Annotated in this window: 17 protein-coding genes; 6 read left to right on the top strand and 11 right to left on the bottom strand. The window is 65.7% G+C overall.

Translation table 11 applies throughout. From position 1 onward, the window contains the following. The coding region (locus J0L98_RS13530) for an ABC transporter permease (RefSeq protein WP_296412296.1) at positions 1-578 on the bottom strand (578 nt) is incomplete at its 3' end. Then, entirely contained in the window at positions 575-1228 is a 654-nt protein-coding gene (locus J0L98_RS13525) for an ABC transporter ATP-binding protein (protein WP_296412295.1), read from the bottom strand. The genes J0L98_RS13525 and J0L98_RS13530, both read right to left, overlap by 4 nt. A 65-nt stretch (positions 1229-1293) precedes the next feature. Between J0L98_RS13525 and hpnC the strand changes: the two genes are divergently transcribed. From hpnC to hpnE, 3 genes are read left to right on the top strand one after another with little or no spacing between them, the layout of a single operon-like run. After that, a complete protein-coding gene (gene hpnC, locus J0L98_RS13520) occupies positions 1294-2115 on the top strand; it encodes a squalene synthase HpnC (RefSeq protein WP_296412294.1) in 822 nt (273 codons plus the stop codon). A gap of 5 nt (positions 2116-2120) precedes the next feature. Next, on the top strand, positions 2121-2957 hold the full coding sequence (gene hpnD, locus J0L98_RS13515; RefSeq protein WP_296412293.1) for a presqualene diphosphate synthase HpnD: 837 nt from the start codon (positions 2121-2123) through the stop codon (positions 2955-2957). Beyond that, on the top strand, positions 2954-4279 hold the full coding sequence (gene hpnE, locus J0L98_RS13510; protein ID WP_296412292.1) for a hydroxysqualene dehydroxylase HpnE: 1326 nt from the start codon (positions 2954-2956) through the stop codon (positions 4277-4279). The genes hpnD and hpnE overlap by 4 nt, the downstream gene beginning before the upstream one ends. 162 nt (positions 4280-4441) lie before the next feature. On the opposite strand, the gene J0L98_RS13505 is transcribed toward hpnE, so the two are convergent. Then, entirely contained in the window at positions 4442-5161 is a 720-nt protein-coding gene (locus J0L98_RS13505) for an ABC transporter ATP-binding protein (protein WP_296412291.1), read from the bottom strand. Between the two features lie 144 nt (positions 5162-5305). Then, positions 5306-6766, bottom strand: a complete 1461-nt coding sequence (gene guaB / locus J0L98_RS13500; RefSeq protein ID WP_296412290.1) for an IMP dehydrogenase — start codon at positions 6764-6766, stop codon at positions 5306-5308. 80 nt (positions 6767-6846) lie between these two features. Here guaB and J0L98_RS13495 point away from each other — a divergent pair, with 80 nt between their 5' ends. After that, positions 6847-7308: a DUF4124 domain-containing protein gene (locus J0L98_RS13495; RefSeq protein WP_296402043.1), complete on the top strand. Its 462-nt coding sequence runs from the start codon at positions 6847-6849 to the stop codon at positions 7306-7308. 18 nt (positions 7309-7326) lie between these two features. On the opposite strand, the gene J0L98_RS13490 is transcribed toward J0L98_RS13495, so the two are convergent. Next, entirely contained in the window at positions 7327-7656 is a 330-nt protein-coding gene (locus J0L98_RS13490; protein WP_296402042.1) for an RnfH family protein, read from the bottom strand. Between the two features lies 1 nt (position 7657). Next, positions 7658-8095, bottom strand: a complete 438-nt coding sequence (locus J0L98_RS13485; RefSeq protein ID WP_296402041.1) for a type II toxin-antitoxin system RatA family toxin — start codon at positions 8093-8095, stop codon at positions 7658-7660. Between the two features lie 67 nt (positions 8096-8162). Between J0L98_RS13485 and smpB the strand changes: the two genes are divergently transcribed. Then, positions 8163-8609 (top strand): SsrA-binding protein SmpB, encoded by a 447-nt coding sequence (smpB, locus tag J0L98_RS13480; RefSeq protein WP_296412289.1) that lies wholly within the window; start codon positions 8163-8165, stop codon positions 8607-8609. A 9-nt stretch (positions 8610-8618) separates the two neighbouring features. On the opposite strand, the gene J0L98_RS13475 is transcribed toward smpB, so the two are convergent. From J0L98_RS13475 to J0L98_RS13465, 3 genes are all read right to left on the bottom strand, one after another. Next, positions 8619-9548 (bottom strand): hypothetical protein, encoded by a 930-nt coding sequence (locus J0L98_RS13475; protein ID WP_296412288.1) that lies wholly within the window; start codon positions 9546-9548, stop codon positions 8619-8621. Positions 9549-9667: 119 nt separating this feature from the next. Next, a complete protein-coding gene (locus tag J0L98_RS13470) occupies positions 9668-9979 on the bottom strand; it encodes a 4a-hydroxytetrahydrobiopterin dehydratase (RefSeq protein ID WP_296412287.1) in 312 nt (103 codons plus the stop codon). A 13-nt stretch (positions 9980-9992) separates the two neighbouring features. Next, positions 9993-13646 carry a DUF748 domain-containing protein gene (locus tag J0L98_RS13465; protein ID WP_296412286.1) on the bottom strand — a complete coding sequence of 1218 codons (3654 nt, stop codon included), beginning with the start codon at positions 13644-13646 and terminating at the stop codon, positions 9993-9995. A gap of 124 nt (positions 13647-13770) precedes the next feature. On the opposite strand from J0L98_RS13465, the gene J0L98_RS13460 reads away from it, so the two are divergent. Then, positions 13771-14994: an NAD(P)/FAD-dependent oxidoreductase gene (locus J0L98_RS13460; protein ID WP_296412285.1), complete on the top strand. Its 1224-nt coding sequence runs from the start codon at positions 13771-13773 to the stop codon at positions 14992-14994. A 56-nt stretch (positions 14995-15050) separates the two neighbouring features. Here the strand turns inward: J0L98_RS13460 and ppa are convergent, their stop codons facing one another. Then, on the bottom strand, positions 15051-15578 hold the full coding sequence (ppa, locus tag J0L98_RS13455) for an inorganic diphosphatase (RefSeq protein ID WP_148579286.1): 528 nt from the start codon (positions 15576-15578) through the stop codon (positions 15051-15053). Positions 15579-15668: 90 nt separating this feature from the next. Further along, positions 15669-15875 (bottom strand): heavy metal-associated domain-containing protein, encoded by a 207-nt coding sequence (locus J0L98_RS13450; protein ID WP_296402033.1) that lies wholly within the window; start codon positions 15873-15875, stop codon positions 15669-15671. Between the last annotated feature and the right edge of the window lie 5 nt (positions 15876-15880).

The following is a 15880-nucleotide window of genomic DNA, read 5'->3' as shown; positions in this document are numbered from 1 at the left end:
TGCCACTGGGCGCCGGCGATGTCCATCACCGCCAGGCGGCGCCCATCCTCCAGCCCGGGCAGATCGCCGGCCACCCGCAGGGCCCGCCGGCCCGACCCGGCCTGGAAGTGCAACACATCCCCCGCCTTGACGCCCAGGGCCTGGCGCGCGCCCTCGGTAAGGAACAGGGCGTCGTCGGCCAGGGCAGCAAAGCGCTCGCCCTCGTCCGCCGCCCGGGGCAGCAGCCGGGGTGTCACCCGGGCCAGGGAGAACAGATCCACGCCCTGAATGCTCAGACTCTCTTCCCGCCCCGCCAGACGGGCATCGACCTCCACCACCGGGCTGGCGTCGGCCACCTCCGGGGCTGCGGCCAGCAGGGGATACAGCGCCTCGTCGAAGCCCCCGCGCGGGCCGAGCACCTGCAGGTCGGCCTGCCCGGCCAGGGTGCGCAAGCCACGGCCGAACTCGCTCAGCGCGGCCTCGTGCACCGCCTGCACGGCCATGCCCAGGGCCACGCCCAGTACGATGGCAACAAGGGAAAACAGCGTGGCCATGCGGCGCCGGGCCAGCGAGCCGAGAAAGACCGGTGCCAGCCTCATCCGCGCAGGCCTTCCGGCGTCAGACGCAGCACCCGGTCGGCGGTGGCCGCCGCCTCGAGGGAATGGGTGACCAGGATGCCGATGGCCCCGGCCTCGCGGATGCGCGCGGCCAGCAGGCGCAGCACCTTCTCCCCATTGGCGGGGTCCAGGTTGCCGGTGGGTTCGTCGGCCAGCACCAGGCGCGGGCGATGCACCAGGGCCCGGGCGATGGCGACGCGCTGCATCTCGCCGCCGGAGAGCTCCCGCGGCCAGGAATCGGCCCGCTCGGCCAGACCCACCGCGTCCAGTAGCTGCCGGGCCGGCGCTGCGGCGGCGGCAGCGTCCTGGCCCTGAAGCCACAGGGGCAGGGCCACGTTCTGGCCGACGGTCAGGTGGGGTAGTACGTGAAAGGCCTGGAACACGAAGCCCAGCTTGTCCCGGCGCAGGCGGGTCAGGGCGTCCTCGTCGAGCTGGCCGTAGTCCTCCCCGTCCAGGCACAGTCGGCCACCATCGGGTCGATCCAGGCCAGCCACCAGATTGAGCAGGGTGGACTTGCCCACCCCCGACTCCCCGACGATGGCCACGTATTCGCCGGGCTGAAGCTGCAGGGACACCTCCCGTAGCACGGCGCGGCCATTGAAATGGCGGGACAGCTTTTCGATTTCGAGCATGGCGTATCAGAGGGCGGCGGGAACGGTCGGTTCCGTTACCTGCGCAGGGTATACTCCGCGCGCCCATGCCCGTCGACCACTACGAAAACTTCCCGGTTGCCTCCTTTCTGCTGCCCGCGCACCTGCGCGAGCCGGTGGAGGCGATCTACGCCTTTGCGCGCAGCGCCGATGACATTGCCGACGAGGGCGACGCCCTGCCGGTGATGCGCCTGGCCCGCCTCAATGACTACCGCCGGGCGCTGCTCGCCATCGAGCAGGGCCGCCCCTTCGACGACCCCGGCCTGATACCCATCTTTGAGCGCCTGGGGCGCAACATGCGGGCCTTCAAGCTGCCGGCCGGCCTGTTCCGCGACCTGCTCGATGCCTTCAGCCAGGACGTGGGCAAGACCCGCTACGCCGATTTTGCCGAGCTCAGCGACTACTGCCGCCGCTCCGCCAACCCGGTGGGCCGCCTGCTGCTGCGCCTGTACCAGGCCGACACCCCGGACAACCTGGCCATGTCCGACCAGATCTGCACCAGCCTGCAGCTGATCAACTTCTGGCAGGACGTGGCCGTGGATTGGCAGAAGCAGCGCATCTACCTGCCCCAGGCCGACATGGCCCGCTTTGGCGTGAGCGAGGCGTGCATTGCCGCCGGCGAAGTGACCCACGCCTTCTCCGCCCTGATGGATTTCGAGATCCAGCGGGCGCGCACCATGATGTTGCACGGCGCCCCCCTGGCCCACCGCCTGCCAGGCCGCATCGGCTGGGAGCTGCGCCTCATCGTGCAGGGCGGGCTGGCCGTGCTTGAAAAGATCGAGGCCAACGGCTACGACATCTTCAAATGCCGGCCGACCCTCGGCAAGACAGACTGGCTGCGCCTCGCCTGGCGCGCCGCCACCCGGTGATCCCCATGAGCGACCCCCACGCCTACTGCCAGGAGAAAGCCGCCAGCAGCGGCTCCAGCTTCTACTACAGCTTCATGTTCCTGCCCCCCGAGCGACGCCAGGCCATCACCGCCCTGTACGCCTTCTGCCGTGAGGTGGATGACGTGGTGGACGAGTGCCACGACATGCAGATCGCCCAGACCAAGCTCGACTGGTGGCGCCAGCAGGTGGCCCTGGTCTTCGACGGCGAGCCCCAGCACCCGGTGGGCCTGGCCCTGAAAGACGTCACCCGGCGCTTCAACCTGCCCCGGGAGCAACTGCTCGAGATCATCGACGGCATGCAGATGGACCTGCTGCAGACCCGCTACCTGGACTGGAAGGCCCTGCACCTCTACTGCTACAGGGTGGCCAGCGTGGTCGGCCTGCTGTCGGCCGAGATCTTCGGCTACACCAACCGCCAGACCCTCAAGTACGCCCACGACCTGGGCCTCGCCTTCCAGCTCACCAACATCATCCGCGATGTGGGCGAGGACGCCCGCCGTGGCCGCATCTACCTGCCCATCGACGAGCTGCAGCGCTTCAACGTGCCCGCCCGGCAGATCCTCGACGGTCAGTACTCGGAAGACTTCCGCAAGCTCATGAGCTTCCAGGCCGAGCGGGCCCGCCAGCTCTACGACCAGGCCTTTGCCCAGCTGCCCGCCGAAGACCGCAAGGCCCAGCGCCCAGGGCTGATCATGGCCGCCATCTACCGCAGCCTGCTCGACGAGATCGAGGCCGACGGCTTCCTTGTCCTCGACCGGCGCACCTCCCTGACGCCCCTGCGCAAGATCTGGCTGGCGGGCATGACCTGGTTCAAGGGATGAGTTCGCCCCCCCAGGTGGCCGTGATCGGAGGCGGTTACGCCGGCTTCGCGGCGGCCGTCACCCTGGCCCGGGGCGGCGCGCGGGTCAGCCTCTTCGAGTCCTCGCGCACCCTGGGCGGACGTGCCCGGGTGGTGGACGCGCTCGACTACAGCCTCGACAACGGTCAGCACATCCTGCTTGGCGCCTACGCCGAGACCCTGCGCATGCTGCGTCTGGTGGGCGTCAAGCCCGGCGTCCTGGAAACCCGGCGCCTGGCCCTGGTCTATCCCGGCCTGTGCGAGCTGCGTGCCGCGCCCCTGCCCGCGCCCTTCCATCTGGCTCTCGGCCTGCTGCGCGCCAAAGGCCTGAGCTGGGCCGACAAGCGCGCCATGGCCCGCCTGATGGGGCAACTCAAGCGCCAGGCCTATCGCGTTGAACCGGATCGCCCGGTGGCGGCGCTGCTGGCCGAATCCGGCCAGACCGACACCCTGAGCCGGCTGATCTGGGAGCCCCTGTGCATCGCCGCCCTCAACACCCCGGTCAGCGAGGCCTCGGCGCAAGTGTTTGCCCGCGTGCTGCAGGACAGCCTGGCCGCGTCCGCCTCGGCCTCGGATCTGCTGATCCCGCGGGTGGACCTGTCCGAACTCTTTCCGGTGCCGGCCTCGCGCTGGCTGGCCATGCGCGGCCATCAGGTGCGCACCGCCGAGCCCATCAAGGCCATCGAACGCCACGACGACGGCTACCGCCTGGACGGCGACCCGTGGCGCAGCCTCTACGATCACGTGGTGATCGCCACGGCGCCCTACCACGTGGCCGCACTGGTGGAAGCCCTGCCGGCCATGGCACCGGTGACCGCCTGCATCGGCGCCCTCCGCCATGAACCCATCGTCACCAGCTGGCTGGCCTTTGACGGCCCCGTGCATTTCCCCGACCCCATGATCGGACTCAGCGGTGGCTACGGCCAGTGGGCCTTCGACCGGGCAGCGCTGGGCGGCCCGGAAGGGCTTGTCGGGGTGGTCATCAGCGCCAGCGGCGCCCATCAGGAAATCAGCAAGGAGGCGCTGGAGATCGCCCTGGTGGCCGAGCTCCAGGAGGCCCTCGGGCGCCTGCCTCCCCTCAAGTGGTCGAAGACCATCACCGAAAAGCGGGCCACCTTTGCGTGCGTACCGGGCGTGGTCCGCCCCGCCACGAGCACACCGGAAGCCGGCGTGTGGCTTGCCGGGGACTACGTGGCCTCGCCCTACCCCGCCACCCTGGAAGCGGCAGTGCGCAGCGGCATCAGCGCGGCGCGCGGCATCCTCAAGCGCTGCGGACTGAAGGAAAGCGCTTTCCTGCTGGACTGAGACGGGCTCCGGGCAGGTACTGAGCGGTTTCAAGGCTTGATCGTCTCATGCAAGCCTTGGTCATTCCGTCCACGGGCGACTGAAGTCGCCCCTGCACGACGCCGGCGAAAGCCTTCCCTGTTGGGGCGACTTCAGTCGCCCACATTGGGTGTTTCCTCGGGATCACCCTTCTACTAGCCGACCCGCAGCCAGACGCAATGTCCGACCACAGCGGGCTGCGAGGGCATTGTCGTGGGTAACCAGCACCAGGGTCGTGCCGGCTTCGGCGTTGAGGGAAAACATCAGCTCGATGACCGCGTCGCCGGTGGCCACATCCAGGTTGCCGGTGGGTTCGTCGGCGAGCACCAGTGCCGGCTGGGGCGCGAAGGCCCGGGCGACGGCGACGCGCTGCTGCTCGCCCCCCGAAAGCTGGCGCGGATAGTGCCCCAGGCGGGCGCCGAGCCCGACACGGCTCAGCCACAGCTCCGCTTCCTTACGGGCATCGCCGCGACCGGCCAGCTCAAGCGGAAGCATCACGTTCTCGAGGGCGGTCAGGGCCGGCAGGAGCTGGAAGGACTGGAAGACGAAGCCCACGCAGGCGCCCCGCAGGGCGGCCCGGCCGTCCTCGTCGAGGGCAAACAGATCCTGGCCACGGATATGCACGGCGCCACTGCTCGGTTCGTCCAGCCCGGCCAGCAGACCGAGCAGCGTGGACTTGCCGGAGCCGGAGGCGCCGACAATGGCTACGGCCTCGCCCGCAAGGATGCGGAAGGACACATCATCGAGAATGCGCAGGGACGCGCCGTCGTCAGCGCTTACAGTGCGGCACAGGCCGCTTACCTCGACAACCGGCGCAAGGGCGGCCGCGGCAGAGGTGGAGTCTTGATAGGTTCGGGTCAGCATGGAGGTGTGGAGTGTGCTCGGCGCGATAGGTTCAGCGCGATGATGCGAGGCTCCAGATGATACCTGTCAGCCATGACACGCCAGGTGGTGAACGGACAAGGGCAGCCAACAGGCTGCCCTTGTCCGCAACACGGGATCGAAGCATCAATCCACGTGGTAGTTCGGCGCTTCCTTGGTGATCTGCACGTCGTGGACGTGGGACTCGCGGATGCCGGCAGACGTGATCTCGACGAACTCGGCGCGGGAGCGCATCTCATCGATGGTGGCGCAACCCACATAGCCCATGGAGGCACGCAGACCGCCCATTAGCTGGTGGATCACCGCCGTCACGGCGCCCTTGTAGGGCACACGGCCTTCAATGCCTTCGGGCACCAGCTTGTCCACGTTGCCATCGTTCTCCTGGAAGTAACGGTCGGCGGCGCCCTGCTGCATCGCGCCCAGGGAACCCATGCCACGATAGGACTTGTAGGAACGACCCTGGAACAGCACGGTCTCGCCCGGCGCTTCTTCGGTACCGGCGAACAGGCCACCCAGCATGACCACGTTGGCACCCGCCGCAATGGCCTTGGAGATGTCACCGGAGTAGCGGATGCCGCCATCGGCAATCAGCGGCACGCCGGAGCCGGCAAGCGCCGTCGCGACGTTGTCCACCGCCGTGATCTGGGGCACACCGACACCCGCCACGATGCGGGTGGTGCAGATGGAGCCCGGGCCGATACCGACCTTCACGCCATCGGCACCGGCCTCCACCAGCGCCAGGGCGGCGCTTGCTGTGGCGATGTTGCCGCCGATGACTTCCACCTGAGGGAAGTTCTTCTTGACCCAGTTAACCCGATCGAGCACGCCCTGGGAATGACCGTGGGCGGTATCCACGACGATCACATCCACGCCGGCCTCGGCCAGCAGTTCGGCACGCTCTTCGGTGCCGGCACCGACGCCGATGGCCGCGCCGACACGCAGGCGGCCCAGGGTGTCCTTGGCGGCGAGCGGATGCTCGGTGGACTTCATCATGTCCTTGACGGTGATGAGGCCGGCCAGACCACCCTCGTCATTGAGCACCAGCACGCGCTCCAGGCGGTGCTTGTGCATCAGAGCACGGGCATCATCCAGGCTACCCCCCTCCTTGACCGTGACCAGGCGGGCCTGGGGGGTCATGATGGCGGCAACGGGCTGGTCGAGATTGGTCTCGAAACGGGTGTCGCGATTGGTGACGATGCCGATGACCTTGCCGTTTTCCACCACCGGCAGGCCGGAGAACTTGTGGGTGCGGGTCAGGGTGAGCACCTCGCGGACCGTCATGGTGGGCGGAATGGTGATCGGATCCTTGAGGATGCCCGATTCAAAGCGTTTTACCTTGGCCACCTCGGCCGCCTGCTGTCTCGGGGTCAGGTTCTTGTGAACGATCCCGATTCCGCCTTCCTGCGCGAGCGCAATGGCAAGGCGCGCTTCGGTGACGGTATCCATTGCAGCGGACACCAGGGGAATATTCAGGGTAATGTTGCGCGTGAGCTTCGTCTGGAGACTGACGTCGCGCGGGAGAACGCTCGAATGGGCGGGGATGAGAAGGACGTCATCGAACGTCAGCGCCTTCTGAATCACTCGCATGGCTTTAATCCCTTGAATCAAATCCGTATTATACGTAGCTTGCCGCCGACCGGCAAAAGCTTTGTCCTGACGGAGACCCAATGGTCCACAAATTGCTCCCCGTGCTGCTTGCCTGCACGACCACCCTGTCTGCCGCACAGAGCATTTACAGCTGGAAAGACGCCAATGGTCAGGTCCATTATTCGGACATGCCGCCCGCCGAGGCAAAGACGCGGACCATCCGGCAAGCCCCCCTCGCGCCCGCAAGCACCCAGAACAGCGGACGTGCCGTCAACACCGAGAGCTATGCAGAGAAGGAACAGGCGTTCCGCAAGCGCCGGGCCGAGGCCGCCGAAGCCGAAGACAAGGCGCGCAAGGACAAGGCGGAAGACGAACGCAAGCAGAAGGAGTGCGCAGACCTTCGCCGCTACCTGGCTGGCGTGACCGGGGGCCAGCGCATGGGCCGCTACAACGACGCAGGGGAAGTCGTCATGATGGATGATGACGAGCGCGCCGCCGAGGCCGAGCACACCCGGGCCACGCTGGAACGTAACTGCAAGTAGGCAATCACTTCCAGGGCCTCAACCCGAGGCTTCCTCCGCCGGCCCGCCACCTTTCTTCATCACCTTGCCCTCTTCAGCCCGCTTGCGCCGAACCTCCTTGGGGTCGGCAATCAGCGGGCGGTAGATCTCAACCCGGTCCTTGTCCCGGAGCACCGTATCGGCCTTGACCAGCTTGGCGAAGATGCCGAGCTTGTTGCCCTTGGCAAGATCAATCTCCGGGTGTTTCTGGAGAAGGCCCGATGCCTCGACGGCACGTTGCACTGTGCTGCCTTCGGGCAGACGAAGATGCACGATCTCCTGGGCGTCCCGCCGGGCGTAACAGACATCCACGTTGATTGAATCGCTCATTTCAGCCCTTGGTATAGATCTGCGCAGCGCGCTTGACGAAGGAATCGACGAAGGTATTGGCGATGTGGCTGAACACGGGGCCAACCGCTTTCTCGATCAGACGGCTGGAAAACTCGTAGTGCAGGTTGAACTCCACCTTGCAGGCCGCATCCCCGAGGGGGGTGAAATCCCAACTGCCGTCAAGGTGGGTGAAAGGCCCGTCGGTCAGGCGGATGTGCATATGCCGGGGATAGTCCTTGTCGTTCTCGGTACTGAAGTGGGACTTGATCCCGTGGTAGTTGATGTGAAGGGTGGCCCGGGTGATTTTTTCGTCGCGGGACTGCACCTCGCTACCGCCACACCAGGGCAGAAACTTCGGGTAATCCTCGCAGCGATCCACCAGATCGAACATCTGGGCCGGCGTGAACTCGATCAGGACTATTTTCTTGACGGCTGCCATTGGGGCGCGAGCGGACTACCGAGCTGTTAAAATGCGCGATTTTACGCGCCCGTTCAAACCTACGCCAATGAGCATCATCGACAACCGCAAGGCCTTCCACGATTATTTCATCGAGGACAAGTACGAAGCCGGCCTGGTGCTGGAGGGATGGGAAGTCAAGGCCATTCGCGCCGGGCGCGCCAACATCAAGGAAAGCTACGTGGTGATCCGCGGCGCCGAGATCTTCATCGTCGGCATGCATATCACACCACTCGAGTCGGCCTCGACCCACATCCACCCGGACCCGACCCGCACCCGCAAGCTGCTGCTTCACGCAGAAGAGATTTCCAAGCTCATTGGCAAGGTGGAGCGGGCCGGCTATGCGCTGGTGCCCCTGGATCTGCATTACAACAAGGGGCGCGTCAAGGCGACGGTGGGCCTGGCAAAGGGCAAGAAGCAGTACGACAAGCGCGAGACCGAGAAGGAACGCGACTGGGTCCGGGAAAAGGCACGTCTGGTACGTGCCAAGGCATGATCGGGAGGGCTACTCGATTTCGCCGAGGGCCCACTCCACATCAAGGCGCTCCAGCGCATCGGCCGGCTGGCAGGCCGCAGCCTCACCGAAGATCTGATGGGCCCGCCCCTGATGCAGGTTGCCGAAGGCCAGCACCGTGGATCGGGCGTATTCCGCAAGGACCACCGGGGATTGGGGATGGAGGGCGCGGGCGGCCTCGAAGTGCTCGGTCACGGCCGTGCGGCGTGCACCGTAGGTGAAGGCGGCCATCAACGCGCCGACCTTGTCGATCACCTCGGCATGATAGACCCCCAAGCCCACATGGGCATCCGCATGCCCGGGCTCCAGGTCTATGGCCCTTTGCAGACTGTCCCTGACCTTGCCGCCCAGCCCCTGGGAGAGGGCCCGAACCACCGAGATGTTCTGGCTGAAGCGCCCCAGGGCCAATCCATGGACATACCAGGCGTTGGCCCAGTTTGGCGCCAGTTGCACCAAGGCCGAGCACGATTCCACCACGCCCTTCAGGATGGCGATCCGCCGCGCTTCATCCTCCTCCAGGTGGGAGGCATAGACGGCAGCAGCCCGCGCGGAAACGACCAGACCCACGGGCCCGGCGGCCAGGCCACGATCCACCGCGTCGGCAAAATCACCGGCATGGTAGGCCCTCCAGGCGTCCTCAAGAATGGGGACCAGGACTTCCGCCGAAGGGACGCCGGGTGCCAGGGCGGGGTTGGCACGCAGCAGGGCATCAAGACTGTCTAAAGACGGATAGGGCTCCCGATCGCCCCGATGGAGGCGTGACCAATTGCTCTGAAGGGCTGTGCCACCGTAGCGGTAGATCCGGTCGCCGTAAGGAAAGCGCTTCCAGGTACGCCGGCTTTCCGCCTGTTCGTCACCCGACGACACGGTGCGCAGGCGCGAACGACGCAGGGTTCCACTCCAGTGAAAGGTCAGGTGCATCGGCTGTGTTCTCCCTCGGGTTGTCCGGATTATTTTTGTCGGCCCGGACTCCATGAATGCCGAAATCGATGAAACCAACAGATCCGGTGGGCGAAGGTTAGCACCCTCGGCGCAGACAATCATGCCGCGCCGCCGCATAGCGCCGCGGCAGCGTCCATGAACCGGGCCAGTTCCAGGTCAAGCACGGTCAGCCCACCCACGTCATGGGTGCTCAGGGTGACCTCCACGCGGCCATACACATTGGACCACTCGGGATGGTGATCCAGCTTCTCGGCCATCAGCGCAACCCGGGTCATCCAGCCAAAGGCGTGGCTGAAGTCGGCGAAGCGAAAGCATTTGTGAATGGCATCGCGATCCGGAAGCAACTGCCATCCCGCCAGATCAACCAAGGCGGCCTGCCGAGCGGCCGTATCCAGTCTTTGGAGCCTCATGCGTCGTCGTCCTTCAGCGCAAGGAGAAGTCGACCCGACTGATGCGGGCCTTGGGGTGCTTCCCATCGTCCCCGCTACGGGGCGCAAGGAGGAAGACACGTTCGGCAGGTACCTTGCCCTGCTCCAGCAACCAGGTCTTGACCGCCTGGGCGCGCTGTTGGGCGAGCAGCCGCAACTCGTCATCGCCCACCTGGATACTGGCGAGGATCAGCTTCTCCATCTCGGCGGCCGGCAGCTCCTTGGCCAATCCGATCATGTTGCGGGGCTTGGCAAACTTCTCGGCACCATATACCTGGCCCAGGAGCACGGGGTACTCCGTGGGAGAGATGGACACCCGCCCCCCCTCCTCCACCGACTCACCCTTCCGGGCCATGTCCTTCACCTTCAGGGCCTCAATTTTGCCAAGCAGCAGGGCGCGTTTGAGCCCCTCAGGATCATTCAAGGTGTCCACCCGCCCGGCAATGTCGAGCTTGAGGCCCGGCTTGTCCGTCATGGCCCGGGAAATGGCCTTGAGCTTGGCCTCCGCCGACTCGGGCAGCCGGGCAAAGCCTGGATCGAAATCGACCCATGCCAATTCTTCACTGTCGCCACCCAGCATTGCGCCGAGCAGGGCAAAGGGTGAAGTGATGGCCTTGCCGATCAGGTTGACGATGACCTTGAAGACAAGCCCACCAACGCTGAACTCGGGGTCGTCCAGGGAGCCCCCCACGGGCAGCTTGAGGTCGATCTCGCCACGGCTGTTCTTGAGCAGGGACACCGCAAGGAGCACCGGCAGCTTGAGGGCGCTGGGGCTGTCCACCTGCTCGCCGAAGGTCAGTTGATCCAGGAAGATTTCATTGGTGGCGGTGAGCTTGCGATCCTCGACCTTGTACTTCAGATCCGCCGAGAGCTTGCCCTTCTCGATACCGTAGCCCACGTACTTGGCGGCGTAAGTGGACACGCCCGAGAGCTCGAAGTCCTTCACCGAAGCGTGGATGTCGAGCGCCTTGTCCTGGCGGAAAGGGTTGAGCTTGCCAACCACCTCGACGGGCGCAGCATTGTCCACCTTGCCGCGCAGGTCGAGTTCGGCGATGGTGCCGGGGTCCGACGAGAGCCCCGTGAGCTGCCCGCCCATGCCTGTGAGGTTGGCATCATAGTTGGGGCGGATGAAGCGGTCGCTGTAGGCGATGTTGCCCCCCTGCAGGGTAATGCGCTTGATCAGGATGGGCGGAAGTAGCTGGGCGGGTGCGCTGGCCTCAGCCGCAGCCTTCACCGCGGCCGCTTCCTTTTTCTCGATGGCCTGCTGCGCGGTGAGCTCACGGATGTTGAGCCCGCCCTGGGCATCCAGGATCAGCCGGGTATAGAAATCACTCAGGGCGATCTCGTCGATGCTCACGGCCAGCGGCGACAGGCGGATATCCATGCCACCGAAGTACAGCGACTTCCATTTGAGGAAGTCCGCCGCGTTGAGTTTGTCCACCGAGGCGAAGTTGCCCACCGTGACTGCGCCCTTGAAACCGCCCTTCACCCCACCGACGGCCGGCAACTCGAAGGCCAGCCGGCCACGGGAGGTGACATTTCCGCGGGTGATCGCGATCTTGACCTTCTCGGTGACGTAGGGCTGGAGCATGGCCAGATCCACGGCTTTCAGGTCCAGGTCCAGGCTGCCAGCCAGCGGCGCCAGCCCCAGCGTGCCGACAACACCAACGCGGCCGCGCTTGTTCACCGAGGTCTGGAGATTCAGCTTTGCCTTGCTCCCCTTCACCGTGGACAAACCTTCCACCTTCAAGCTGAGGGGCTCCACGTTGAGCACCACGGCTGGCGCCAGGGTCTGATCCTCGAGCCTCACCCCCCAATCATCAAGGGCGACACGTTTGATCTCCACCTGCCAATCCTTCGGCGGAGCACCGCCGCCAGCGGCTACGGACGGTGCCACCTTTGCTGGCGGAGCCCGACTCCCGGCCGCGGCCTCGCCCGTCAGGCGTTGGGCATTGAACAGCCCGTCCCGGCCCCGCACCAGGTCGATCCGCGTGGCATTGCCTGCGACCGCGCCAACCGTCACCTTGCGGCCGGCGGCATCCACCTCCGCATCCCGCAGCTCGAGCAGGCCAAGGCGCGCCAGCGGCTGCTTTTCGCCCTTCAGGCGGACACTCAGATCACTCAGCTTGATGGATTCGGCCTTCAGCCCGACCTTGGGCTCGCCCTCAATCAGGGACACGTCGTAGGCCACGCGCGCATCGACCTTGCCCGACAACACCTCGGCCTGCTTGAGCGCGGCTTCGAAATACGGCTTCAGCGCCGGCACATCGACACCGGCCGCTACCAGTGTGCCACTGGCCTTGAGCGGCGCGATCGCCAAGCTGCCCTTGTGCTCGAAGGTCTCACCCGACCCGGTTCCGAAGCCGAAATCCAGCGCGGCCGGCTCGCTGCCCGGCAAGCGCAACTGACGCAGGGATACATGCAGATCCTGCAGGGTCTTCTGGTAAGGGCTGACGGGCAGCTCGTCGGTGATGTGGACCCGACCGCCCGTCAGCTTGAACTCGGCCAGGGACAGGGCAAAGGGCTTCGTCCTGGATGAGGGAGCAGCGGGCGCAGCCTGCTTGTCTGAAGGCAAGGGGGCCTGCTTGGGAATCAGCGCCAGCAGGCTTAGCTGACCATCCCGGCCGCGGCTCACGCTGAGGTCGGGTTTGTCGACGGACACCGTGCCAAGGGCCAGCTCGCCGCCCAGGGGAGCAAGCTTGTCGATCCCCACGCGCACCGCAGCCAGCTTGATGGCCGGGCGACCATCCGCATGCTGGACCTCCACGTCATCGAGGCCCAGCGTGCCTTTCACGCTCAGATCGGGAGCGGCATTGGGCGGCTGGGCAAAGCGCAGCTCAAGGTCGCTGGAGAAGCGCGCGCCGGGCAGGCGGAAGGTCTTCTCTACGGGGAGATAATCCACGAAACGGGTCAGATCAAACCGGTCAATGCGCAGATTGACCAGCGATTCGCGCTTGGGGGAGAACGGCAGGGCCTTGCCACGAAGCTCAAAGGGGGCATCATCCACCTTCATCGCCAGCAGGGGCTCGACAAAGGTGGATACATGGGACGGCATGTTGGAGACGAAGGGCAGGCCGAGCTCCAGATCGGTCAAGGCATGCTTGCTGCCTTCGGGCTTGTCGTCAAAATCGATCCGCCCTTTTTCAACACGGATGTTATTGACGGCAAAGTGGCTGGTGGAACCGTCGTCCGGTTTGTTGAGGATCTCGTCGATCACGTCCGACCAGTTGAAGCGCCGGCCCTCAAGCCGAACCACGCTGACCACCGGCTCGACAAGCTTCAGCTCCTCGACAACCACCCCACCCCGAAACAGGGATTCCAGCTCAACATTGACATACAGGGAGGTGAAGCTGGCCGCCGTCGCATCGCTGTCCCGCTCCTGCATGCGAAAGCCACGGACTTCCGCCGACAGGGCGTAGGGATTGATGGAAACGCCCTCTATGGTCACCGGCCGGTGTAGCAGATCGGACAGGGTGCTTTGCGCCACCGACCTGACCAGTGGCGGGGCAACCAGGAAGCCCACCACGCCCACCAGCGCAAAAACACCTGCGCCCCACAGTGCCCACCTGGCCGGCCGACCGGCTACGCGCACCTTCTGTCCCATCTCGTCATGTCCCTTTTTCTCCGCGCCGACGGCGCGGGCGAGCATTCCTGTATCCCGGAAGCCTAGCAGGGGAAGGCGGTGCTGCAAATGACGTTCTGCGCGGTGTTTGCCGTAACGCAAGGCGCAGTCTATCCTCCGGGCCCGTTACCGCTCTCCTCGCCCCGTCGCAATGAACCACCCTACCAGGACTTCCCGCTACGACGTGATCGTGATCGGCGCCGGTGCCGCCGGCATGATGTGTGCCGCCGAGGCCGGCAAACGTGGGCGTCGCGTGCTGCTCCTCGACCACGCCCCCAAGCTGGCCGAGAAGATCCGGATATCCGGCGGAGGACGGTGCAACTTCACCAATCTCGATGTGGGCATCGGCAACTATCTGTCGCGCAACCCCCAGTTCTGCCGCTCGGCCCTGGCGCGCTACACACCGGCGCATTTCATCGGGCTGGTGGATCGCCACGGCATTGCCTGGCACGAGCGTGAGCACGGTCAGCTTTTCTGCGACGACTCGGCCCAGGACATCATCGACATGCTGCGCGCCGAATGCGAGGACGGTGCCGTCAGCTGGGCCATGCCGTGCGCGCTCCAGGGGCTGGTCGCCGGCGACACGCCCGAGGCGCGCTTCATCCTGGACACCAGTCACGGGCGCCTGGCCTGCGCCAGCCTGGTGGTCGCCACCGGGGGGCTGGCCATCCCGAAGATCGGCGCCACCCCTTTGGGCTACAAGATCGCAGAGCAGTTCGGGCTCGCGATCATTCCCCCCAAGCCGGCCCTGGTGCCCCTGACCCTGCCACCCGAAGAGCTCGCCATCTACAAGGAGCTCTCCGGCATGGCCTTCGATGCGGTGGCCGAATGTGGCGCCGGGCGCTTCCGGGAGAACCTGCTGTTCACCCACCGGGGCCTGTCCGGGCCGGTGATCCTGCAGGCCTCGTCCTATTGGCAGGCCCGGGACTACGGCGAGGCGGACGGCGGCACCCAGGTCACGGTCAATCTCTTTCCGGCCGAGAACGTCCGCGACTGGCTGGGGGAGCGCGCCCGCGGCAAGAGCCTGCTGGCCAACCTGCTCACCGAACGCCTGCCCAAGCGCTTTGCCCAGGCCTGGTGCGAACAGCGGGGCTGGAACAAGCCCACCCACCAGTTCAACGCCCGGGAGCTGGACGCCATTGCCACCGCACTCTCCGGCTGGGCAATCACACCCAATGGCACGCTGGGCTACGCGAAGGCGGAGGTCACCCTGGGCGGGGTGGATACGCGCGCCCTGTCCTCCAAGACCATGGAGGCCCGGGAGGTGCCGGGTCTGTTCTTCGTGGGTGAGGTGGTGGACGTCACCGGCCATCTGGGGGGCTACAACTTCCAGTGGGCCTGGGCCTCGGGCCATGCAGCCGGGCAGGCGGCCTGAAGAGCAAGAAAAAGGCCCGCGTGCAGCGGGCCTTTTTCAGCAGCGGAGGCGAAGGCTTACTTGGCAGCAGCAGCCAGGCCGTTCACGATTTCCTGCTTGGCTTCCTCGACGGTGCCCCAGCCCAGGATCTTGACCCACTTGCCCGGCTCCAGATCCTTGTAGTGCTCGAAGAAGTGCACGGTCTGCTTCATCAGCAGCTCGGGCAGGTCGTCGGTGGTCTGGACCTTGTCGTACAGCGGGGTCAGCTTGGAGACGGGAACAGCCACAACCTTGGCGTCCACACCGCCGTCATCTTCCATCTTCAGCACGCCAACGGGGCGGCAGCGGATGACCACGCCCGGGGCCAGCGGGAAGGGGGTGACCACCAGCACGTCCACCGGGTCGCCATCGCCGGCGACGGTGTGGGGCACGTAGCCATAGTTGATCGGGTAACGCATGGACGTACCCATGAAACGGTCAACAAAGATCGCGCCGCTATCCTTGTCCACTTCGAACTTGATCGGATCGCCCTGGGCGGAGATCTCGATGATCACGTTGATGTCGTTCGGAACGTCCTTGCCGGCCTTGACCTGATCGAAACCCATATCACTACCTCCCGTTATTAGATGTAAGACAGCGCAGCATTATATGTGAGGCGTGCTCACATCGGATGAACCCTGATGGCGGAAATCCGCTCAGCTCGCGTCAAAACCACAGTCTTCCACCACCGTGCGCAGGGCATTGGCCGAAACCCGGGCCGGGTCGTAGCCAACCCGTGCCTCCCCCTGCTCCAGCGAAACCGCCACGCTGGCCACGCCCGGCGTGGCCGACAGCGCGCCGGTCAGGTTCTTCACGCAGCCCTGGCAGCTCATGCCTGCCACCTTGATGAGCACTTCTTCCATCATGT

The organism is Zoogloea sp. (assembly GCF_017302315.1).
Taxonomy (GTDB): Bacteria; Pseudomonadota; Gammaproteobacteria; order Burkholderiales; family Rhodocyclaceae; genus Zoogloea.
The sequence above is the reverse complement of the archived record's forward strand: the minus strand, read 5'-3'. Positions and strand labels throughout refer to the sequence as shown.